23 protein-coding genes are annotated in these 21,259 nt (G+C 38.4%); 4 read left to right on the top strand and 19 right to left on the bottom strand.

Going from position 1 to position 21,259, the window contains the following annotated elements; translation table 11 throughout:
• Positions 1-10: 10 nt before the first annotated feature.
• From JET18_RS17995 to JET18_RS17915, 17 genes are all read right to left on the bottom strand, one after another.
• Positions 11-433, bottom strand: a complete 423-nt coding sequence (locus JET18_RS17995) for an organic hydroperoxide resistance protein (protein WP_202093370.1) — start codon at positions 431-433, stop codon at positions 11-13.
• Positions 434-868 carry a MarR family winged helix-turn-helix transcriptional regulator gene (locus JET18_RS17990; RefSeq protein WP_202093368.1) on the bottom strand — a complete coding sequence of 145 codons (435 nt, stop codon included), beginning with the start codon at positions 866-868 and terminating at the stop codon, positions 434-436. It lies immediately after the preceding gene.
• A 33-nt stretch (positions 869-901) separates the two neighbouring features.
• Positions 902-1,534, bottom strand: coding sequence for an NAD(P)H-dependent oxidoreductase (locus tag JET18_RS17985; RefSeq protein WP_202093366.1), 633 nt, complete (start codon positions 1,532-1,534; stop codon positions 902-904).
• Between the two features lie 331 nt (positions 1,535-1,865).
• Entirely contained in the window at positions 1,866-2,177 is a 312-nt protein-coding gene (locus JET18_RS17980; protein WP_202093364.1) for a hypothetical protein, read from the bottom strand.
• A 58-nt stretch (positions 2,178-2,235) separates the two neighbouring features.
• Positions 2,236-3,189, bottom strand: a complete 954-nt coding sequence (locus tag JET18_RS17975) for a protein-glutamine glutaminase (protein WP_202093362.1) — start codon at positions 3,187-3,189, stop codon at positions 2,236-2,238.
• A 404-nt stretch (positions 3,190-3,593) separates the two neighbouring features.
• On the bottom strand, positions 3,594-4,637 hold the full coding sequence (locus JET18_RS17970; RefSeq protein WP_202093361.1) for a serine hydrolase domain-containing protein: 1,044 nt from the start codon (positions 4,635-4,637) through the stop codon (positions 3,594-3,596).
• Positions 4,638-5,220: 583 nt separating this feature from the next.
• Positions 5,221-5,949: a lipoyl(octanoyl) transferase LipB gene (lipB, locus tag JET18_RS17965; protein WP_202093360.1), complete on the bottom strand. Its 729-nt coding sequence runs from the start codon at positions 5,947-5,949 to the stop codon at positions 5,221-5,223.
• A gap of 77 nt (positions 5,950-6,026) precedes the next feature.
• The gene (trpA, locus tag JET18_RS17960; protein WP_202093358.1) at positions 6,027-6,761 is read right to left on the bottom strand and encodes a tryptophan synthase subunit alpha; all 735 of its coding nucleotides are present in this window, start codon (positions 6,759-6,761) and stop codon (positions 6,027-6,029) included.
• A gap of 146 nt (positions 6,762-6,907) precedes the next feature.
• A complete protein-coding gene (trpB, locus tag JET18_RS17955; RefSeq protein WP_202093356.1) occupies positions 6,908-8,095 on the bottom strand; it encodes a tryptophan synthase subunit beta in 1,188 nt (395 codons plus the stop codon).
• 51 nt (positions 8,096-8,146) lie between these two features.
• A complete protein-coding gene (locus tag JET18_RS17950; RefSeq protein ID WP_202093354.1) occupies positions 8,147-8,671 on the bottom strand; it encodes a hypothetical protein in 525 nt (174 codons plus the stop codon).
• 103 nt (positions 8,672-8,774) lie between these two features.
• A complete protein-coding gene (gene tnpA, locus JET18_RS17945) occupies positions 8,775-9,227 on the bottom strand; it encodes an IS200/IS605 family transposase (RefSeq protein ID WP_202093352.1) in 453 nt (150 codons plus the stop codon).
• Positions 9,228-9,279: 52 nt separating this feature from the next.
• Positions 9,280-9,951 (bottom strand): phosphoribosylanthranilate isomerase, encoded by a 672-nt coding sequence (locus JET18_RS17940; RefSeq protein WP_202093350.1) that lies wholly within the window; start codon positions 9,949-9,951, stop codon positions 9,280-9,282.
• 18 nt (positions 9,952-9,969) lie between these two features.
• Positions 9,970-10,749, bottom strand: coding sequence for an indole-3-glycerol phosphate synthase TrpC (gene trpC, locus JET18_RS17935; protein ID WP_202093349.1), 780 nt, complete (start codon positions 10,747-10,749; stop codon positions 9,970-9,972).
• A gap of 98 nt (positions 10,750-10,847) precedes the next feature.
• Positions 10,848-11,837, bottom strand: a complete 990-nt coding sequence (trpD, locus tag JET18_RS17930) for an anthranilate phosphoribosyltransferase (RefSeq protein ID WP_202093348.1) — start codon at positions 11,835-11,837, stop codon at positions 10,848-10,850.
• 38 nt (positions 11,838-11,875) lie between these two features.
• Positions 11,876-12,484 (bottom strand): anthranilate synthase component II, encoded by a 609-nt coding sequence (locus tag JET18_RS17925; protein ID WP_202093347.1) that lies wholly within the window; start codon positions 12,482-12,484, stop codon positions 11,876-11,878.
• A gap of 100 nt (positions 12,485-12,584) precedes the next feature.
• Positions 12,585-14,009, bottom strand: coding sequence for an anthranilate synthase component I family protein (locus JET18_RS17920; RefSeq protein ID WP_202093346.1), 1,425 nt, complete (start codon positions 14,007-14,009; stop codon positions 12,585-12,587).
• A gap of 252 nt (positions 14,010-14,261) precedes the next feature.
• A complete protein-coding gene (locus JET18_RS17915; protein WP_202093344.1) occupies positions 14,262-14,906 on the bottom strand; it encodes a hypothetical protein in 645 nt (214 codons plus the stop codon).
• A gap of 139 nt (positions 14,907-15,045) precedes the next feature.
• On the opposite strand from JET18_RS17915, the gene JET18_RS17910 reads away from it, so the two are divergent.
• From JET18_RS17910 to lysS, 4 genes are all read left to right on the top strand, one after another.
• On the top strand, positions 15,046-15,264 hold the full coding sequence (locus tag JET18_RS17910; protein ID WP_202093342.1) for a hypothetical protein: 219 nt from the start codon (positions 15,046-15,048) through the stop codon (positions 15,262-15,264).
• Complete coding sequence (locus tag JET18_RS17905; protein ID WP_202093340.1) at positions 15,264-15,641, top strand: c-type cytochrome; 378 nt, start codon at positions 15,264-15,266, stop codon at positions 15,639-15,641. Before JET18_RS17910 ends, JET18_RS17905 begins: the two co-directional genes overlap by 1 nt.
• Positions 15,641-16,567, top strand: coding sequence for a 23S rRNA (adenine(1618)-N(6))-methyltransferase RlmF (gene rlmF / locus JET18_RS17900; RefSeq protein ID WP_202093337.1), 927 nt, complete (start codon positions 15,641-15,643; stop codon positions 16,565-16,567). Before JET18_RS17905 ends, rlmF begins: the two co-directional genes overlap by 1 nt.
• Before the next feature lie 489 nt (positions 16,568-17,056).
• A complete protein-coding gene (gene lysS / locus JET18_RS17895; protein ID WP_202093335.1) occupies positions 17,057-18,751 on the top strand; it encodes a lysine--tRNA ligase in 1,695 nt (564 codons plus the stop codon).
• Between the two features lie 75 nt (positions 18,752-18,826).
• Here the strand turns inward: lysS and JET18_RS17890 are convergent, their stop codons facing one another.
• Entirely contained in the window at positions 18,827-19,831 is a 1,005-nt protein-coding gene (locus JET18_RS17890) for a cytochrome d ubiquinol oxidase subunit II (RefSeq protein WP_202093333.1), read from the bottom strand.
• Positions 19,828-21,171 (bottom strand): cytochrome ubiquinol oxidase subunit I, encoded by a 1,344-nt coding sequence (locus JET18_RS17885; protein WP_202093331.1) that lies wholly within the window; start codon positions 21,169-21,171, stop codon positions 19,828-19,830. Before JET18_RS17885 ends, JET18_RS17890 begins: the two co-directional genes overlap by 4 nt.
• Positions 21,172-21,259: the final 88 nt, after the last annotated feature.

Genomic DNA, 21,259 nt, shown 5'->3' with positions numbered 1-21,259 from the left:
AAATTAAGGCTTAGTTATTCGTAACCGAAAGCTTTACCTCCATATTATTTCTCGTCGCATTAGAATACGGACAGATCTGGTGGGCTTTTTCAGTCAGAGACTGTGCTTCTTCAAGAGAAACTCCCGGAATATTCACATCCAGTTCTGCCGCCAGCCCGAATCCTCCGTTGTCCAGCTGCCCGATAGTTACCTGAGCAGTAACGGTGGTTTCTCCGGTTTTTACTTTGGATAAGCTGATCACTCTGTTTAGCGCACTATCAAAACAAGCCGAATATCCCGCTGCAAAAAGCATTTCAGGGTTGGCAAAATCATCAGTGCCGCCACCTAAAGCTTTAGGCATTCTTACATCCAGTTCCAATACTCCGTTTTCACTTTTTACGTGGCCGTTTCTTCCGCCTTGTGCTGTAACTTTCGTTGTATATAATGTTTTCATTTATTTTTCTATTTTGTTTAATATTTTTAATATTGTTTCTTTAAGATGGAGCAGATCTTCCGTCTCTACCCCAATTTTATTCTGTATTTTTCCGGGAATTTCGCAAGCCTTTTGCTGCAGCTGTTTTCCTGATTCTGTTAAAAAAACTTCAACCACCCTTTCATCTTCTTTTTTTCTTTTCCGGGTAATAATTCCCTTAGCTTCAAGTCTTTTCAAAAGAGGTGTTAAAGTTCCGCTGTCCAGAAACAGTTTTTCACCGATATGGTTTACCGCCAGTCCGTCATTTTCCCATAAAACCATCATCACGAGATACTGTGGATACGTAATATCTATTTCGTCAAGGAATGGACGGTAAAGTCCCGTGATCTCCTTTGCAATAACATACAGCGGAAAGCAGATCTGATTTTCCAGCTGTAAAGATTTTGAATTTTCCATAATACCCGATTTTGAAAGTTTATACTGAATATATTACTTTTTGATGATAAATTCCTCCATAGGAACCCTTACTTTTTTCATCGTTGAAAGCCAGTCTTTTTCTTCATCCTTGTAGCCAAGATACAGAAGACTGACACTTTTTAATCCCAATTCTTTTAATCCAAGAATTTCATCCACTGCTTCATTACTGAATCCTTCGGCAGGTGTACTGTCGATCTTTAATTCAGCAGCCTGGGCTAAAGCAAATCCCAGCGCAATATAGGTTTGGCGGGCTGTATGTGCAAAATGCTCATCCGGAGTCTGTGCATCATACATCGCCTTGATTTTATCCGTGTAGCTTCCAAAACGTCCTCTTGGAAGCTCTCTTACGTCGGTATGATAATCATAAACCTGATCAATTTTTTCATTGGAATAACTGTCCCAGGCAGCAAATACCAAAACATGAGATGAATCTCTCATCACTTCAGGGTTTAAAGCCCCTGCCATCATTTTCTCTTTTAATTCCTGATTTTCCACAACAATAACGCGGAAAGGTTGAAGCCCTGAAGAAGTAGGAGCCAGTCTTGTGGCTTCCAATATGGTGTTAAGATCTTTTTCTGATACTTTTTTAGATGGATCATAGGCTTTCGCTGCATGTCTCCACTGTAAGTTTTCTATTAATGACATTTCTATTATTTTAAATTATACTTTTCGATCATCTCACACGATAAATTAAATGCTGAGATGAAAATAACAGTGCAAATATAAGACCAATTAAATTGTGTGCAATTTAATTTTAATAGATTTAATTTATAACGATTTTAGGAAAATGTAAATGATAGGGTAAAAAGGCAAAATGATAAAACAAAGACCAGGGTAGATGCCGGAATTTCTGTTATTAGGTAAAATAAAATCCCCATCAGCGTTGTGATGGGGGATTTTTGAGGGGTAAGTGGTGTGTTTTTTTCATCGGCCTGCTTTTTTAAAGCAGTATATTGTGCAAAAAAAGGGAGTCACGTCACGGAACTTCATTGACCTGTTTTATAATGTTGGTATTATTTTCAATACCTATATTATATGCTTTTCCTTTTTTGTGGCTCTGGCTTGCTTTTTCAAGGAGAGCTTTGTAATCTGCTCCTTTTTTAGATAAATAAAAAATCTGCGGACTTATTCCAATGGATACCCGCATGAATTCTTCCGGTTTTTCCGGATCTTCAGCTACATTGGTGATAACCGAGTTATTATACCAGGTCAGGTTCTGTGAACTTGAACTGCCGGAACAGGATGTGATCATAAATAGGATGAATAGTATATAAGTCCAGATTTTCATAAAAAATATTTTAATACAAAGCTCCTGGCTTTTTAATGACAGGAGCTTTGGAAGTTAATTAGAATCCACAGCTTGCCACACTTGGAGCCGGTGATGGTGAACATCCTGAAAGTGATGAGAATATATTCAGGACACAGTTGGTGTTCACTAAATTATTGTCATACAGATAAGATGCGCTAGGGCTTCTGTAATATACATTCCCTGCAGTATTAGCATAAGAAGAAACAGAGGCAGATCCACAGGTTGTGTTGATGCATGCGTTTCTCCATGCAGTATCCGTAACCGGTCCGCTTGGGAACAGGGAAGGATCTATGATTCTTTTTTCAGTAACGCCTGATGCATTTTTGTAGCTTACCAGGATCGCAACGTGATAACTCCATGCAACGCAGCAGGTTCCGGTAGATGCTTTTAAGTTTCCGTATACAAACTGTTTCTCACAGTCGTAGCCGTTGTTGATCAGGATTTGTCTCATTTTATGGGCTCTCGCGTAGCATCCGTCTACAGGATATCTGAAAGTGATACACGGAGAAGATGCCGTAGAAGTACCGCAAGCCTGATTTTTGATTAAATTAAACATACTGTTCAGAGTAGCTACGTTGGGAAGAACGCTGGTTAATTTGTTTGTTTCATTTTTAACCTCTTTTGTATAAGCCGCTTTGAAGAAGCGGATATCTTCTTCGTTTCCTTTTTCTACTTTTGCAATTTCATGCGTTCCAGGCTTGATAAAAACCTGAATAGGAGATTCATTTTTAACCGCTTCCCTGATCAGGCTGATGTACTTTTCATTTTCCTTTGAAGGAGCGATTGTGTAGAACTGTGCCGTAACAATGAAGGATACTTTAAGGGTACCGTTTTCATTCTCTATCCCTACCGGAACTGTTTTTCCCAGATCTGTAAAGGTTTTGCTATTAGCTTCGGTCTGAATCATCTGCTGCTCTGCAACAGAATCTTTACAGGCATTAGATGACAGGGCTGCCACAAATACCATCATTGATAAGATTAGTTTTTTCATAATTCTCATAGTTTGGTGTTAGTAATAAATGTATATCTAAGTTTTTGGTGTGTGTCGTTTCATTAAAAGATGAATTATTTCAATAAAAATAGTTCACTTTATTGTGATATTAAAAGTAGATAAAAATACAATACCAGCAAATTATTTTTCAATAAAAAACTGATTATTTTAGGATTACACTAAATAAAGCCTGTATTTAAAAGCTTTTATTTGGCTTTGACTATGAGTTTGTTAATAGAATTGCATTTATTATGGTAAGAAAGATGGAAGCCCGAAGATGGAGGTTATTGAAGCCTAAAAACAGAAATATAATGTGGTTTTATTAATTTTTAAAATAGAGTTAATAAGTTTAAACATGGATATTCAATATTAGTGCCTACTAGTAACTTCCATCTTCAGACCTCTTATTTATCCTTTATCAGACTGCTTTTTAAAACAATATCCCTTATCAGCGCCTCATGATAATAATAAAGCGTACTGTCCTCACTCATCTGGTTTTCCATGACCACAATGCTGACATCTGAACCTGGAACATACACACTCAGGGAAGCAAAACCGTCACCCAAACCTGTATGGCCGAAATAGGGAATGCCATTATAATTCACGATCCGGATGGCATAACCGTAACCCATTTTGCCTTTTCCGAAAACATCATGCTCAGAGAGTACGGATGAACTGGTCATTAATGCATAGCTTTTTTTATTCAGGATTTTCCCGTTATGAAGCAGAGTATTCCATAATGCCATATCCCGGGCGGTGCTGATAATTCCGTCAGCAGGCATATTGGTATCGTTGATAAATGAATTTTCAACAGGAGTAAATACATTATTTTTATTCATATGGCCGGATACCAGATTCCTGTTATTATTTTTTGAATAACAGAAGGTGTTCTTCATATGAAGTTCTTTAAACAAGGCGTTGGCTTGCTGGATGTAAGAAGAACCGGAAGTGTTTTCAATGATTTGTCCCAAAAGAATATTGGAAAGGTTGCCATATTTAAATTCCGTACCGGGTTTAAAGGCCAGAGGTTTTTCCGTATCGAGAATTCCGTGGGTATGATTTAAAAGCTGATGAACCGTAACCGAATCGGCCCAGGGCTGTGTCAGAGTTGGAATATATTTTTTGATAGGAGCCTGCAGATCCACTTTTCCTTTTTCAGACTGTTTCAATAACAAAATAGCGGTGACCTGTTTGCTGTTGGACATGATTTCAAACTGATCATCCATTTTTAAAGGCACCTTTGTTCTGTTGTCTTTAAAACCATACGCTTTGGAATATTGGGTTTTACCGTTTTTAGTAATCAGGATAACCCCGTTAAATGGTCTTGGGGAAGGTGATTGTATCAAACTGTCAATCTGTTTGGAACAGGGAGTATTGTTTTGGGCACAGGATTGGGATGCAAATACAAGGAATGCAGCTGTGCAGCAGATTCTGATTACTGATTTCATTAATTTTTTAATTTGATGAGAAATAATAGGATCATCAAAAATAAGTTTTAAAATAACATCATGGTCAGATAATTTCACAGATGTTTATTGGCGGGCAAAAAATTCTGGCTACGCAATTGATGAAGCAAACACAATATGCAGACCCTTCATCGAATCAGTCGAAGCTTGATTTTTACCTTTGACCTCCTTAAAATATATAATATTAAAACTTTGAGTTAAAATCTCTCGCAGATCACACGAATTGCACAGATTTTTTTGCCTATCAGATTAGTGTTATCCGTGAATTCATTCGTGAAATTTGTGTTTAAAATATTTCATCTTTGCTTAATAAATTTTGTATTTCTATCAATCCGTACAAACCGGCATACAAAAAATCTTTGCAGATCCAGAAATATAGAATTTTTATCGCAAAGATTTATCTAGCAAACCGCTTTATCTGAGGAAAGCAAAGAATTCTGACTTCGTCAGTGATGAAGCTGATGGTTGACATTGCACTTAATAGGATTAATAATGTTATTGGGTAATAGTCAAAAAAAGCCATCTCAATTTTGAGATAGCTTCTGTATATATATTGATAAATAATTTACTTATAGATCAGTTCAGCTCCGAAAACATCTGCAAAATGCTTTCTGATCTTGGCTTTCAGGTCTTCTACTTCTTCGGTGGTCAGATCTCTTTCAAGCTCTCTTTTTACGGAAGTTACCTGCTTGTCTTTAATCCCGCACGGAATAATGTATTCAAAATAACGCATATCGGTATTTACATTCAGCGCAAAACCATGAAGGGTTACCCATCGTGAAGCTTTTACACCCATGGCACATATTTTTCGGGCATAAGGTTTCCCTACATCCAGCCATACTCCCGTTTCTCCCGGTGAACGCTCACCTTTAAGTCCAAACTCGCCAATGGCTCTGATGATCACTTCTTCCAGATTTCTCATATATAAATGAATATCCGTAAAGAAGTTTTCAAGATCCAGAATAGGGTAGCCAACGATCTGTCCGAAACCATGATACGTGATATCTCCGCCACGGTTCACCTTTACGAAAGTAGCGTCAATTTCTTTCAGCTTATCAATCCCTGCAAGCATATTTTCTTCATGGCCGCTTTTCCCCAGTGTGTACACGTGCGGATGCTCTACCAGTAGGAGGTGGTTAGGAGTGGTGATATGCTGTTCTGCCGGTAAATCACGGTTTTTAATCTTGGTGTCAATAATATTTTTCATCAGACTTTCCTGATAATCCCAGGCAGGCTGATATTCTTTTATCCCCAGATCTTCAAATTCTACTGACTTATTCTGATTTGTATTCATAAGTTGATGTCTGTTTTCTTTAATGGCTGTGAAATTTTAATTTCATACCATTTTTTGACATACAAATTTAGTGAATTTTACCCTTTTACAGCATGGATAAAATCTATGGCAGCATTCTTCCAGTCTTTATTGTTTAAAAGGGTATTCACAAAGGCGGTTCCTATAATCCCGCCGTCTGCTTTTTCCGTGACATTCTCAAAATCATTTTTAGATTTGATTCCAAAACCGATCATCACCGGATTTTTAATAGGAAGGGAAGCCAGCCTGGACAAATAGTTTTCATTTTTCAGAACGGCATTGTCATTTCCTGTTGTGGATGAAGAGCTTACTGCATACAGAAACCCGGAACTTAAAGAATCCAGATAGAGAATCCTTTCATCCGAAGTCTCAGGTGTTACCAGAAACGTAAAATTAAGGTTATACTTTTTTAAGATCTGCTGGTAGTTGTTTTCAAATTCAATAGGAGGAAGGTCAGGGATAATAAGTCCCGAAACTCCGCTTTCCGAACATTCACGACAGAATTTTTCAAATCCGAAGCTTAAAACAGGATTGATATAGCCCATCAGAATAACCGGAATTTTAATTTCATCTTTTACTGTTTTTAGCTGTGAGAACAGTTTTTCAATGGTCATTCCGTTTTTTAAAGCCAGCTCATGAGCCAGCTGAATTACCGGCCCGTCTGCTACGGGATCAGAATAGGGCATTCCGATTTCCATCATATCTGCACCGGAATTCTGGATCAGTTTTAGAATCTCAGCGGTATCTTCCAGTTGCGGAATTCCTGCTGTGAAATATATGTTTAGTTTTTTCATTGTTATAATAGATGTTAGGTATTAGAAGTTAGAAGTTAGAAGTTAGAGATTAGATGTTAGAAGGGGGAATAGTACAATTTGAAGTCATAAAAACTAATTTTTCACTATTCACTATTCACTATTCACTCTTTACTATTCACTCTTTACTATTCACTTTTCATTTCTCTTAAATACGTTTCCATATCCTTATCCCCACGTCCGCTCAGGCAGATCACGACCACATCATTTTCACTGAATTTCTTTTTATCTAAAACAGCCAACGCGTGGGAGCTTTCCAGAGCGGGAATAATTCCTTCCAGCTTCGTCAGTTCAAAAGCAGATTTCAATGCTTCCTCATCATTGATGCTGAAAAATTCGGCTCTTTTTTCCTTGAATAAATGAGCATGGAATGGCCCGATTCCCGGATAATCCAGTCCGGCAGAAATAGAGTGGGGCTCAATCACCTGCCCGTCATCAGTCTGCATGACAAGGCTTTTGCTTCCATGTAGAACTCCCAGTGTTCCTAAGAAGGTTGTCGCGGCAGATTTCCCGGAATCCACACCGAGACCGCCCGCTTCCGCAGCGATAATTTTTACGTCTTTTTCTTCCACAAAATGATAGAAAGTTCCTGCTGCATTACTTCCACCGCCTACACAGGCGATAACATAATCTGGATTTTTCCTTCCGATTTTTTCGTGCAGTTGCTCCTTGATTTCTTTTGAAATAATGCTTTGAAATCTTGCCACCAGATCCGGGAAAGGATGAGGTCCCACCACACTTCCGATCACATAGTGCGTGGTCACAGGATTATTGATCCAATCTCTAAGGGCTTCATTCACAGCATCTTTCAGTGTTTTGGAACCTGAGGTGGCAGGAATAACTTCTGCCCCCAGCATTTTCATCCTTGCGACATTCGGGGCCTGGCGCTGGATATCAATTTCACCCATATAGACAATGCATTCCAGACCAAGAAGGGCACAGGCCGTAGCGGTAGCCACACCATGCTGTCCGGCACCTGTTTCAGCAATAATTCTTGTTTTTCCGAGACGTTTTGCCAGAAGAACCTGTCCTAAGGCATTGTTGATCTTATGCGCTCCGGTATGGTTGAGGTCTTCTCTTTTCAGATAAATTTGGGTATTATATTTTTGGCTTAAATTTTTAGAAAAATAAAGCGGTGTCGCACGGCCCACGTAGTTTTTAAGCAGGTCCTGATACTCATTCTGAAACGCTTCAGATTCTATGATCTCCAGGTAATTGTTTTGTAGTTCTTCTACATTCGGGTAAAGCATTTCAGGGATGAAAGCACCTCCGAATTCTCCATAATATCCGTGTTCATCAGGGTTTTTATAATTCATTGTCGTATTTTTTAGTCTGTTAAATATGCATTTTTTCCGGGACCAAGCAGTCTAACTTGATAATTCATCATTCAAACTGTTGATAAATTGTATGTTGTAATTTCTTTGCTGTTTTGTAATCAGCTTTTTATGCTGCAGCATTTCAATTTTACTGATCAGGTCAATTAAAGTCGCAACGTCTATCTTTGAATCATACATGGTAACTGCAATTTCGAGATTATCGATTAAAAAATAGGGGTCAGCCTCTTCATACAGCAGAAAGATCTTCGCATAAATCTTCCCGAGATCATAGTTGACATTGGCCTTCACATGACTATCCAGAAATTTATCAGAAATAATGACCAGATAATAGCTGTTCCATAAACTGATTCTCTCAAAAAAATACTGAATATCACTTGCTTCAAAATTCTTAATAATTCCTATAAATTCATTCAGCTGCCCATCTATGGTCCAGTATTCTGCATCACTGTCATTCTGCGAAACAAAATTATACAGCAACTGGATTTTTTTATTCCCGAACTTGGGCGGAAATAAGGTTTTATAGAATGTTTTTCTTAACAGATGTATGTTCATCATCTTAGTGTGTATTTTTTTATATAAAGAGTCCCGAAGGGACGATTTAATTTTATAGTAAAGGATGAAGTCCTTTATTACTATCAATTATCATTTATCACGAAATTCAGTCCCAGATATATCTTTCATCATATTCAATATTGTGGCTGTCCAGCATTTCAATCAGTTCATTTTTGAACTCTTGCGTTTTATGATGCAACCTCTGGTTTTTGATATAATTAACGACTCTATTGATTTCATTTCTACCGACAGAAAATGCTCCATATCCGTTCTGCCAGAAGAAATTTTCATACTTAGATCCTTTTGTCTTGATCCATTTTGAGGAATGTGCCTTAATTTCCTGTACCAGCTTCATCAATGCTATTTTCCGTGAAAGGACACATAAAATATGGATATGATCATCAGTTCCTCCTATCTGTAACGCAGGACTTTCAAAATCTTTGCATAATACTGCGATATAGGAAAATAATTCTTTTTCTATTTCATCATCAATGAAATTCTCCCGGTGCTTCGTACTGAAAACTATATGGATGTAATTTTTTACGAGGGATTGGGGCATTTTTGTGTTTTTTTTTGTGTTTTAATTTCATTGGACTGCATCCAATGCTTTGTTAAATCGTCCCGTTGGGACTCTTTTGAAATGTTTTTTTTATTTTTTCAATATCTTTATTTCCGGGGTCAATTTCAAATTTTGAATTGATATCAATGGCATAAGGCTTTTGTTTTAAAAGGCTGATATTTTCAATGTTTCCCTCTGAAATGCCGCCGCTAAGAAAATAGGGAAGTGGAATCTCCATTTCATCCAATAGGGTCCAGTCGAACTGTTTTCCCGTTCCTCCGAATGCCTTACTATCTGTATCAAAAAGGAAATAATTGACCATTAAACGTCCGGAATTAATCTTTTCTTCTGTTTTTTTTCTGGTTTCCCCATTATTGCTTCCCATTCTTATGACCTTGATAATTTTAACGTCCGGATGTAATTTTTGTTTTAATTCAAGAATAAAATCTTCATTTTCATCGCCGTGAAGCTGAATCAGATTCAATTCTGCGTTTTCTGAAATCCTTATAATATTATCAATGTCTTCATTCACAAAAACGCCTGTCTTTCCCGGATGATTGATCTTGGCTATATCTTTCAATTCCAAATGATTCAAAACATATCTCGGGGATTTTTCATAGAAAATAAACCCAAGAAAATCTGTTTTCATGGAAATCAGTTCCTGAATCTGATCTAATTTTGTCAATCCACAGACTTTCAGTTTAGATGGCGGGCCGTTCTTCATTGTTAAATTGCTAGACTGTTATATTGTTACATTGGATACAAATTCAGCAAATGTACTCGCCGGATCTTCATTTTTCATAAAATATTCTCCCATCAGGAAACCGTCGAAGCCTTTTTCCTTTAAATATTTAAAATCTTCGATATTGTAAATTCCGCTTTCTGCCACAGATAAAACATCTTTCGGAAGCTGGTCTTTTAAAAGGACAGAATGCTGAAGATCAACTTTAAAATCCTTTAAATTCCTGTTGTTGATACCTACGAGATCTATTTTAGAATTAAAATGCTGTAACTCTTCTTCCGTATGAATTTCCAGCAAAACTTCCAGATCCAGCTCGTGGGCCAACTCAGTAAATTCCTGAACTTGATTCGGTGAAAGGCAGGCTGCAATCAGCAATACTGCATCTGCTCCGATACTTTTGGCTTCATAAAACTGGTATTCATCCACCATAAAATCCTTTCTGAGAATGGGAATTCTGATCGCGTTTCTTACCGCTAAAATATCATCAAAGCTTCCTCCGAAAAAATCTTTATCCGTTAGAATAGAAATTCCGGATGCTCCAAATTTCTCATAAGCAGAAGCGACTTCCAAAGGCTGAACTTTATCGTTGATAATTCCTTTTGATGGAGATTTTCTTTTAAATTCAGCGATAATTCCGCTTTTATTTTCAATGGATTCTTTAAGTGAATAACCTTGTCTTCCAAAAAACTCAGAATCCTTCAGTTGAGCAATTGAAATCTCTGATTTTGAAACCGCGATTTCTTCTTTTTTTCTTTCAATAATTTTATCCAGTATGGTCATGTGCTTGTTTTTTATAAGAAGTTAGAAGCTAGAAATTAGAAGTTAGAAAATCCGTGAAATAGTAATCCCGAACCCCGCATCTCGCAACTTTTTCACTCTCAATTATTAATCAATAACTCCAGGCTTTTCAATGCTTTTCCGCTTTCCAGACTTTCTTTTGCCATCAGGATACAGTCTTCATAGGTTCCGAATTTTTGCGTATGGAAAAGGGCTGTAGATGCATTGGCCAGAATCACGGAATTCTGTTGTGAAGTTCCTTTTCCTTCCAGAATATTTCTGAAAATCCTTGCCGATTCTTCAGGAGTTTCCCCTCCTTTGATATCTTCCGGGCTTACAGAATCAAATCCAAGATCCTGAGCAGAATAAATCTCTTCCCCATTTTTTGTAATGATCTTACTGTCCTGTGTAAGGCTTATTTCATCATATCCATCCAGGCCATGAACGAGGATAAACTCACGGTCTTCCTTTTGCAGAAGATATTGGTAGATCCGGGCAATTTCAAGATTATAAACCCCGATCACAGAGTATTTGGCTTTAGCAGGATTTACCAGCGGACCCAAAAGATTAAAGAATGTTCTCAGCCCCAGGGATTTTCTCAAAGCACCTACAGATTGAAGGGCCGGATGAAAATAGGGAGCATGCAGAAAACAGATATTGGCTCTTTCAAGATCTTCATTTAATTGATCCGAACTGTTTTTAAACTGATAACCAAGCTGCTCCATTACATTGGATGATCCTGTAGTGGCAGATGCTCCGTAATTTCCATGTTTTGCGACTTTCTGCCCCGTTCCGGCAACTACAAAGCTTGCTAAAGTTGAAATGTTGATCGTATTTTTTCCATCGCCTCCGGTACCTACGATATCCATAGTATCCGTAGTGTTCAGATGTACAGGAACTGCCATTTGGAGAAGCGCTTCTCTGAAACCTTCCAGTTCCTGCACTGTAATGTTCCGCATCAGAAATACACTGATAAAAGCGGTAACTTCTGCAGAATTAAATTTATTCTGAGCAATTTCAATCATGGTGGCCTTTGCCTCAGATTTGGACAAGGTATGATGATTGAACAGGTATTGTAATATTTCTTTCATTTGTGGAGTTTTTATAATGTTGGGCATTTCTGTAGTTTTCAAGACAAAAGGAAATTTCTGATAATCACTTCTCCATCAGGCGTTAAAATGCTTTCCGGGTGGAATTGTACGCCATGTACATCATACGTTTTGTGCTGCAGTGCCATGATCATTCCGTCTTTGTCTACGGCTGTAATTTCCAGTTCTTCCGGGAAACCCTCAGGGTTAACTGCCCAGCTGTGGTATCTTCCGACTTCCATTCCGGAGGTCAGGTTCCTGAAAATTTTAGTGTCTTCTTTAACCAGTTCTGCAGAGGTCGCTACACCATGAAAAATTTCAGACAGATTGATCAGGTTTCCACCGAAAGCTTCTGCAATGGCCTGCTGTCCAAGACATACACCCAGAATACTTTTAGTAGGAGCATATACTCTGATCAGATCCAGTAAAATTCCTGCTTCCTCGGGAATTCCAGGGCCTGGAGAAAGGATAATTTTATCATATTTTCCGATTTCTTCCAAACTAATCTGATCGTTTCTGATGACATCCACTTTTTGATCCAGAATTCTTTCAATGATCTGAACCAGATTGTAGGTAAAACTGTCATAGTTGTCAAAAACCAGAACTTTAAGTGGTTCCTGAGTTGCCGGTTGGTTTATATTGTTGTTCATTTTTTGTTTTTTTAGTTGTTTGAATTGCTGATTATTAGTTTTTTGTTGCTGGTTGCTGGTTGTCAGTTGTTGGTTATTGTTAATTTATCACTCATCACTTTTAACTCATCACTATTTTCCCCGCTTTATCTACCGCTTTTTTCAAAGCATTCAATTTGTTATTCACTTCCTGAAGTTCATTTTCAGGAACGGATTTTGCAACCAATCCGGCTCCGGCCTGATAATAAAGGGTATTGTTTCTGCTTAAGAAAGTACGGATCATAATCGCCTGATTGCAGGTTCCGTTTAACCCGATCATGCCAATACAGCCGCCGTAGTACCCACGGGAATCTTTTTCATACTGATCAATAAGCTGTAATGCTTTATGTTTTGGAGCACCGCTTAAAGTACCCTGGGGAAACGTTGCGGAAACCATATCCAGAGGATTGATGTTTTCAGGAAGATCAGCGGTCACTTCACTTACCATATGGATCACGTGGGAAAAAAGCTGGATCTCTTTCAGTTTTGTAACAGTTACATTTTTTCCGAGCTTGCCAAGGTCATTTCTGGCTAAATCTACCAGCATGGTGTGTTCTGCATTTTCTTTCGGATCATTTTTTAACGCTTCAATAGATTCAAGATCGGTTTCAAGATGTCCTGTTCTTTTGAAGGTCCCGGCAATAGGGTGGATAATTGCTTTATGATCCTTGATGATCAGCTGGCTTTCCGGACTGGAACCAAATAATTTATAATTCCCGTAATCGAAAAAGAAAAGATACGGGGAAGGGTTGATATTCCTAAGTGCGCGGTAGACATTGAATTCATCACCTTTGAACTTCTGTTCAAACCTTCTGCTCAGAACCAGTTGGAAAACATCCCCTCTCATGCAGTGTTTCTGGGCTGTTTTTACCAGCTCGATATATTCTTCATCGGTAAGGTTAGAAGTTTCGTAACCTGTTTTTTCAAAAGGATAGACTGGCGTATTCTGGTTTCTGATGAGGTTTTCCAGAAGATAAAGCTCAGATTTCAAACCGGGAATACGGTTTTCGATGATATGCATTTCGTCATTGTAATGATTGATCGCAATTACGTACTGATACAGTCTGTAGCGTAGGATGGGAATTTCTACCTCCGGACTTTGCGGTTTTAAACTGATGTCTTCAAAGAACTGTACAGCTTCAAAACTCGTGTATCCAAAAAGGCTCTGAGCAGTCTGCTCAATAGGATCATGCGTAGTCTCACATTCAAAAACGCTTTGGAATTCATCAAAAATATCAGTGATATTGCGTTCGCCGATCAATTGTTTCACAGGATCTGAACCCGGAAGCTTGATTTCAAATTCACTAAGGTTCTTCACTTCAATTCCTGCCACAGCATTTACCGCAATAAATGAAAAATTATTGTCAATATTCTTGGAATCCGAGCTTTCCAGAAGAATGGTATCCCTGAAACGGTCTCTGATCTGAAGATAAATATTCATAGGAGTATAAAGGTCTCCCAGCGTTTTCTTGGAATCGGTTTTAATTGTTATTTTTTGAGTGGTCATCTGACTTGTATTTTTTTGTTTTGGACTAATAAAAAAAGGCTTCAACGGAATCCGTCAAAGCCTATATATTGTGTATTTTAATTACTTCTGCTATACTTTTAGCAACATGATAATACCTCCAGACCCGACGAAGAGTTTGAAAGCCACCACCAATTATTGTTGCTCATATTTAACATGGGACAAATGTAGAAATTTTTTTTAATACAAAAACAAAAAAAAGACAGAAAATAAAAAATTTAATATTGGAATCCTTTACTGAAGCTCTTTCAGCTCCTTTTTTAATTCTTCAATTTTTATTTTGTATTCTTCATTATTGTAGGATTTTACGTATTCCTCCAAGGCCGAAATATATTCTTCAATAAATTCTTTATTCGTTCTGTCTGCCTCATATTTGATTTTTGCAGAATTCACCGGAGCCATTTTTTCATACTGCAGAAGCGCGTTTCCTTCTTCAGACTTATAATAAAGAATCACAATGTTTTTCTCGTATCCCGGAATATATTTTACCGGAAAATGCTGTTCCATTCCCGGAATTCTGATGGCATTTTCAATAGGGTAGATCGCAGCACTGGTTGTTGAGAAATAAGTGGAAACATATTTTCCGTCCTGTTTCTTTACAATGGCTTCATAATCATGAATGTACATGTCATTCAGCGTTGAATTGGTCTGTACATCAGAAGTAATGACCGCCGTACTTTCCACACCATATCGGTTTAAAAACCAGGCATTCAGGTACTGTCCTGCAAAACCGTTCAGAATGGCCAGAGGAAGAATTGGGGCCAGAAGCCATGCCTTTTTTGTGACCCACGAGAGCAGAACAAAGAATACAAGCAAAATAATCACTGTGTAAAAACCATGATGACTGGTGAAAAACAGAATTTTGGAGATAAAAATCATAGGTTAAATTTAGAATTTTCAGCACATATACCTATCATATAATCATTAAATTTCCTGAAAAATATGAGCAATGTGGAGATAAGTCATGAGTTTAAAAGCTTATTTTTTATATTTTTGTCTAAATTTTATAGAAAAAATAATGAAAAAAGTATTAGCAATTGCATTCGTTGGAAGTTTATTCGTGGTAAACTGTTCTAAGAAGCCGGATCACCAATTACAAGACAGCAACACAATGCTGCCGGAACCTGAAGCTGCAACAGTAGTAGATTCTACTGCCAAAACTCCTGCTCCAGCGGCGACTCCTGCAACACCAGCTCCTGAAGCTGCTAAAACAGATTCTACTGCAGCAAAAAAATAATGAAAAAACTGCTTTTGGCAGGAATTACGGGATTTTTTATCCTTTCCTGTTCTAAAAAAGAAAATACGGAAGTACCTAGTCTGGCTTCTGAAACATCCGCTGTTTCGGAACCGGCAAAAGCTAATCTTTCCGGTGATCAGATCATCGAAACATTAGACTGCTCAGGGTGCCATTCCGTAAATGAGAGAATGATAGGACCTTCTTATAAGGAGATCGCAGCAAAATATTCTGAAAAAGATATTGAACTGCTGGCCTCCAAGATCATAGAAGGCGGAAGCGGAGTTTGGGGAGGTGTTCCGATGGCTGCCCATCCACAGGTATCTAAAGAAGATGCAAAAAAAATGGTGGAATATATTCTGAGTCAGAAACAAAAATAATGTCTACCGAAAAATCCAGTCTGCACACAAGAAATCTGCATCGGAATCCCTATGATTTTGATCAGCTTATTTCTTGTGTGCCAGAACTGAAACACTATGTTTTCGTAAATGCCTATCAAACGGCAACGATCAATTTCAGTCTTCCCAAAGCAGTCAAGCTTCTCAATAAAGCCCTGCTTTTACATTTTTATAACATTAAAAACTGGGATATTCCTGATGCTAATTTATGTCCGCCCATTCCGGGACGGGCAGATTACGTGCATTATATTGCCGATCTTTTAGCTGAACATCAGGGCAAAATTCCTTTGGGAAATTCTGTATCAGGTCTGGATATCGGTACAGGAGCCAATCTTGTTTATCCTCTGCTTGCTCACAGATCTTATGGCTGGAAGATGCTGGGAACGGATATCAATCAGGATTCTCTGGAAAATGCACAGCGGATTTTAGATCATAATCCCGATTTATCATCGGTTATTCAGTTAAAAAAGCAACCCAATCCGGATTATATTTTCAGAAATATCATAGGTTCCGGAGACCGTTTTACCTTTTCTATGTGCAATCCTCCCTTTCACGATTCCGAAGCATCTGCACTGAAAGGAAACCTCAGAAAAACGAAAAACATCAATCATTCAAAGTCTAAAAAGCCGGTGCTTAATTTTGGCGGCCAGCAGTCGGAATTGTGGTGTGAAGGCGGTGAGCTGGCTTTTATTTCAAAAATGATTGAGGAAAGCATCCAATATTCCTCACAGGTTCTTTGGTTTACCTGTTTAGTCTCTAAAAAAGATAATCTGTATAAATTAACCACACTTTTAAAAAAGGTCAAAGCAATTGATTTTAAAACAATCGATATGGCTCAGGGGCAGAAGATCAGCAGAATGCTGGCATGGACTTTTGTTGCTGAGAAAGATAGAAGAGGTTGGATTTAAAGGTCAACGGTTAATTGTCAATTGTGAATTTTGCTTTGCAAGTCAATGGTCAATCTAATCCGTATAATGAATTCACTGCGAAGCTAATTCACAATTGACGGTTCACCTTTTACATTGTGAATGGTGAATTTTGCTTTGCAAGTCAATGGTCAATCTAATCCGTATAATAAATTCACTGCGAAACAGATTCACAGTTGACGATTCACATTTTACATTGTGAATGGTGAATTTTGCTTTGCAAGTCAATGGTCAATTTTTGTCTGTACAATAAATTCACTGCGAAGCAGATTCACGATTGACGGTTCACCTTTTACATTGTGAATGGTGAATTTTGCTTTGCAAGTCAATGGTCAATCTAATCCGTATAAGAAATTCCTGCGAAGCAGATTCACGATTGACAATTCACGATTGACCATTGACAATTAAAAAAATCATCATTGACAACTCACCAAAAATGCCTAAATTTGTACGCTTTTAGAAAAATAAGAAATGCAATTATCAGAACAAGAAATCATTAGAAGAGAAAAGCTGAACAAGCTTACTGAAATGGGAATTAATGCATTCCCGGCGGAGGAGTATACCATTACAGATACTACAGAATCTATAAAACAGGATTTTTCTGAGAATAAACAGGTGAAGATCGCTGGTAGATTGATGTCCCGCAGAATTCAGGGGAAGGCTTCTTTTGCAGAATTGCAGGATTCTAAGGGTAAAATCCAGGTTTATTTTAACAGGGATGAGATCTGTCCGGGTGAAGATAAAGAATTATACAATGAAGTATATAAGCACCTTTTGGACATCGGTGATATTATCGGTATTGAAGGGACTTTATTCACTACTCAGGTAGGGGAAATGACCATTTTAGTAAAGAACTTTACGCTGCTTACCAAAGCGCTTCGTCCGCTTCCTCAGGCTAAAACTGATGAAAATGGAGTGGTACACGACGGATTTACCGATCCTGAACTGAGATACAGACAGCGTTATGTAGATTTAACGGTTAATCCGCAGGTGAAAGAAATCTTCGTAAAAAGAACAAAAATGTTCAATGCGATGAGAACTTTCTTCAACGATGCCGGATATTTTGAGGTAGAAACACCGATTCTGCAGTCAATTCCAGGAGGAGCGGCGGCAAAACCGTTTATCACGCACCACAATGCTTTAGATATTCCTTTATATTTAAGAATTGCGAACGAATTATATCTGAAAAGACTGATCGTTGGTGGTTTTGACGGAGTTTATGAGTTCTCTAAAAACTTCAGAAATGAAGGAATGGACAGAACCCATAATCCTGAATTTACAGCAATGGAGATTTATGTAGCTTATAAAGACTACAACTGGATGATGGATTTCACGGAAAAACTTCTTGAATTCTGCGCTACACAGGTGAACGGAAGTGCGGAATCTACTTTCGGGGAACATACAATCAACTGGAAAGCTCCTTATCCAAGAGTCTCTATGACAGAAGCCATCCAAAAATATACAGGTTTCGATATCACCGGAAAAACTGAAGAGGAATTGTTTGATTTTGCCAAATCTATCGGAATTGATGTGAATGAAACGATGGGGAAAGGAAAATTAATTGATGAGATCTTCGGTGAAAAGTGTGAAGGAAACTTCATTCAGCCGACTTTCATTACAGATTATCCTATTGAAATGTCTCCATTGACAAAGAAACACAGAAGCAAAGAAGGCTTAACGGAGCGTTTTGAATTAATGGTTTGCGGAAAAGAAATTGCCAATGCCTATTCCGAGCTGAATGACCCTATTGATCAGAGAGAGCGTTTCGAATCCCAAATGGCTTTATCCGAAAGAGGAGATGATGAAGCGATGTTCATCGATCAGGACTTCCTGAGAGCATTGGAATATGGTATGCCTCCAACTTCCGGATTAGGAATTGGAATGGACAGACTGATTATGTTCCTTACGAACAATGCATCCATTCAGGAAGTATTATTCTTCCCTCAGATGAGACCGGAAAAAACGGTTCCTCAGATTGAACTGGGCGAAGATGAAAAAGTGATCCTTGAAATTTTAAAATCAGGAGAACAGCTTCCATTAAATGATGTGAAACAGCAAAGCCAGCTTTCCGGCAAGAAGTGGGATAAAGCTTCTAAAACTTTAACGAAGAATAATCTGGTGAAAGTGGAGAAGATTGATGAGATTCTTTTGATGAAACTCGCGTAAGCTTACTTTAAAATAAATAAAAACCGGTACAGAGCTATTCTGTACCGGTTTATTTTTTTTATTTCTTTGTCAGTTTTACTTTCTCAGCTTACTGAATGAAGCCATCAGATAAAACAAAAACGGCAGGATAAACAACGAACCCAGCATCAGTGCCCAGCCCAGAGCTGCAATGGTTTTTGGCGGAGCCATATGTTCCAGTAATGAAAGATGCTGTCCGTTTCCAAGCAGGATAATATCGGGATTATGCTGATAGGTAGCTGCAATCAGGATCATCACGATCTGGAAACCGGCTAATGCCCGTACAGGAAGTAGTTTTCGCTGATGAAGGGAGCGGAGGATAAGTCCTAAAGCCACAGTGGCAAAGGAAATCGCCATGATTCCTAATGGTTTTGAAAATACCCACATCACAAGAGGAATATCAGAAATGTAAGCTGTCAAAAACACCAATATTCCAGTGATCACAACAAAAACCATCGTCTGTCTGGATTTTTTGATCATGAGGGTAAGATCCATTTTGTCACGGGTTTCCCTTAATGAAAAGATAGACGCCAGATAAGCGCAAAGTGCTACTGTAAAAAGGCCTACGGAAACGCCGAACCAGTTCAGCCAGCTGAAAATATATAAGTCTAAAAAACCTGTTGCATCAGGATTGATGGAATGCGAAACCGTTGCAGCCGCAATCAATCCGAGGAAAAACGGCGTTAACAGGCTTGCATAGTAAAATACCTGAGTATATAGCACCTGCCAGTTGTCTTTCACCGCATCATAATGCCTGAATGTAAAGGCTGTTCCCCTCGCAATAATTCCTAAAAGCATTAAAACCAAAGGAATATGAAGGTAGGTAGACATCGTGGTGTAAATTTCAGGAAATCCTACAAAAAGAATTACAATCGCAATAATCAGCCACATATGATTGGCTTCCCATACGGGCGCAATAGATTCATACATGATCTCTTTTGTTTTGTGACGAGCCTTTTTATGGGTGAAAAGCTCAACAATTCCGGCTCCGAAATCAGCACCGCCCAAAATAATATAAAGACAGATAGAGAGCCATAGAAAACCTATAACAACGTAAATCATGATTTTTTGTTTTTATCGTTAAACTGAGCATCGGTAGGGTCGTAAAGTCTCGGTACCATCTGGATCTGTCTTCTCAGAAGGAAAATCAGAATCAGGGATAATGAAACGAAGATAGCGGTGAAAAAGTAGAAAGAATACTGGATTCCCGGCATCGGCGTCACTGCGTCTACCGTTCTCATGATTCCGTAGATGATCCAGGGCTGTCTTCCCACTTCTGTAACTGTCCATCCGGCTTCCAGGGCAATATATCCGAAAGGAGTCGCGATCAGGAATGTTTTTAAAAGCCAGTTTTTGTTCAGCCACTCCTTTTTGAAAAAGAAAGCATACAGGTAAACAGCTCCAATACAGATCATCACCACTCCAAAGAAAATCATAATCTGGAAAGCATAGTGAACAACGGATACCGGAGGCCATTCATCTCTTGGGAAATCATTTAAACCTTTTACTTCGGAATTAAAATCATTACTTACCAGAAAACTCAATACTTTTGGGATTTTTACAGCATATTTCACTTCTCCTTTTTCTTCATCGGGAATACCTCCCAGTACAAATGAAGCTCCTTTTTCGGTTTCAAAGTGAGCCTCCATCGCGGCAAGTTTAATAGGCTGTCTTTCTGCAACAGATTTTGCAGCTACATCACCACTTAAAGGTGCTCCGAAAGCCCCGATTAAAGCAAATCCCGCCGCAATTCTGAATGCTTTGGTGTGGAATTCCACATTTTTCTTCCGCATAATTAAAAAGGCATGAACACCAGCCACTGCAAATCCTGTAGCACAGAACGCAGCAACCGTCATGTGAAGGGCCTGCGGAAACCATGCATCATTGAACATGGCTTTAATAGGATCTATATTTACATACTGTCCGTTAATATAATCAAAACCCGTTGGTGAATTCATCCATGCATTGGCGGCAACCACCAGTATACCTGAAGCCAAACCGCTTAAACCTACCAGAAATCCGCAAAACCAGTGGAACCATTTGTTGAATTTTTCCCAGCCATATAAAAAGAATCCCATGGCGATCGCTTCAATAAAAAAGGCAGTTCCTTCAAGAGAAAAAGGCATTCCGAAGATGGGGCCGGCGTGTTTCATAAATCCCGGCCACAGAAGCCCAAGCTCAAAAGAAAGCATGGTTCCTGAAACGGCACCTGTGGCAAAAAGGATGGCAACTCCCTTGCTCCAGGCTTTTGTAAGGCCCTTGTATATTTCATTGTTGGTTTTAAGGTATTTCCAGTGGGCGAAGGCCATCAGGAAGGGCATTACCATTCCCACACATGCGAAAATGATATGAAAACCCAGCGACAGAGCCATCTGCGCACGGGCTGCAATAAAATCATCCATACTATCAACTTTTGAGTAAATAAATTTAAGCATAAAATACGGATGTATAATATGATTTTATACAGATGGTATTTGGTAAATAGGTAAT

Source organism: Chryseobacterium endalhagicum, from assembly GCF_016745235.1.
In the GTDB taxonomy this organism is placed as follows: Bacteria; Bacteroidota; Bacteroidia; order Flavobacteriales; family Weeksellaceae; genus Chryseobacterium; species Chryseobacterium endalhagicum.
The sequence above is the reverse complement of the archived record's forward strand: the minus strand, read 5'-3'. Positions and strand labels throughout refer to the sequence as shown.

Bases quoted from the DNA above. Each gene is read 5' to 3' on its own strand.
- JET18_RS17995 (WP_202093370.1), bottom strand. From the start codon at position 433: ATGAAAACATTATATACAACGAAAGTTACAGCACAAGGCGGAAGAAAC.
- JET18_RS17990 (WP_202093368.1), bottom strand. From the start codon at position 868: ATGGAAAATTCAAAATCTTTACAGCTGGAAAATCAGATCTGCTTTCCG.
- JET18_RS17985 (WP_202093366.1), bottom strand. From the start codon at position 1,534: ATGTCATTAATAGAAAACTTACAGTGGAGACATGCAGCGAAAGCCTAT.
- JET18_RS17980 (WP_202093364.1), bottom strand. From the start codon at position 2,177: ATGAAAATCTGGACTTATATACTATTCATCCTATTTATGATCACATCC.
- JET18_RS17975 (WP_202093362.1), bottom strand. From the start codon at position 3,189: ATGAAAAAACTAATCTTATCAATGATGGTATTTGTGGCAGCCCTGTCA.
- JET18_RS17970 (WP_202093361.1), bottom strand. From the start codon at position 4,637: ATGAAATCAGTAATCAGAATCTGCTGCACAGCTGCATTCCTTGTATTT.
- lipB (WP_202093360.1), bottom strand. From the start codon at position 5,949: ATGAATACAAATCAGAATAAGTCAGTAGAATTTGAAGATCTGGGGATA.
- trpA (WP_202093358.1), bottom strand. From the start codon at position 6,761: ATGAAAAAACTAAACATATATTTCACAGCAGGAATTCCGCAACTGGAA.
- trpB (WP_202093356.1), bottom strand. From the start codon at position 8,095: ATGAATTATAAAAACCCTGATGAACACGGATATTATGGAGAATTCGGA.
- JET18_RS17950 (WP_202093354.1), bottom strand. From the start codon at position 8,671: ATGATGAACATACATCTGTTAAGAAAAACATTCTATAAAACCTTATTT.
- tnpA (WP_202093352.1), bottom strand. From the start codon at position 9,227: ATGCCCCAATCCCTCGTAAAAAATTACATCCATATAGTTTTCAGTACG.
- JET18_RS17940 (WP_202093350.1), bottom strand. From the start codon at position 9,951: ATGAAGAACGGCCCGCCATCTAAACTGAAAGTCTGTGGATTGACAAAA.
- trpC (WP_202093349.1), bottom strand. From the start codon at position 10,749: ATGACCATACTGGATAAAATTATTGAAAGAAAAAAAGAAGAAATCGCG.
- trpD (WP_202093348.1), bottom strand. From the start codon at position 11,837: ATGAAAGAAATATTACAATACCTGTTCAATCATCATACCTTGTCCAAA.
- JET18_RS17925 (WP_202093347.1), bottom strand. From the start codon at position 12,484: ATGAACAACAATATAAACCAACCGGCAACTCAGGAACCACTTAAAGTT.
- JET18_RS17920 (WP_202093346.1), bottom strand. From the start codon at position 14,009: ATGACCACTCAAAAAATAACAATTAAAACCGATTCCAAGAAAACGCTG.
- JET18_RS17915 (WP_202093344.1), bottom strand. From the start codon at position 14,906: ATGATTTTTATCTCCAAAATTCTGTTTTTCACCAGTCATCATGGTTTT.
- JET18_RS17910 (WP_202093342.1), top strand. From the start codon at position 15,046: ATGAAAAAAGTATTAGCAATTGCATTCGTTGGAAGTTTATTCGTGGTA.
- JET18_RS17905 (WP_202093340.1), top strand. From the start codon at position 15,264: ATGAAAAAACTGCTTTTGGCAGGAATTACGGGATTTTTTATCCTTTCC.
- rlmF (WP_202093337.1), top strand. From the start codon at position 15,641: ATGTCTACCGAAAAATCCAGTCTGCACACAAGAAATCTGCATCGGAAT.
- lysS (WP_202093335.1), top strand. From the start codon at position 17,057: ATGCAATTATCAGAACAAGAAATCATTAGAAGAGAAAAGCTGAACAAG.
- JET18_RS17890 (WP_202093333.1), bottom strand. From the start codon at position 19,831: ATGATTTACGTTGTTATAGGTTTTCTATGGCTCTCTATCTGTCTTTAT.
- JET18_RS17885 (WP_202093331.1), bottom strand. From the start codon at position 21,171: ATGGATGATTTTATTGCAGCCCGTGCGCAGATGGCTCTGTCGCTGGGT.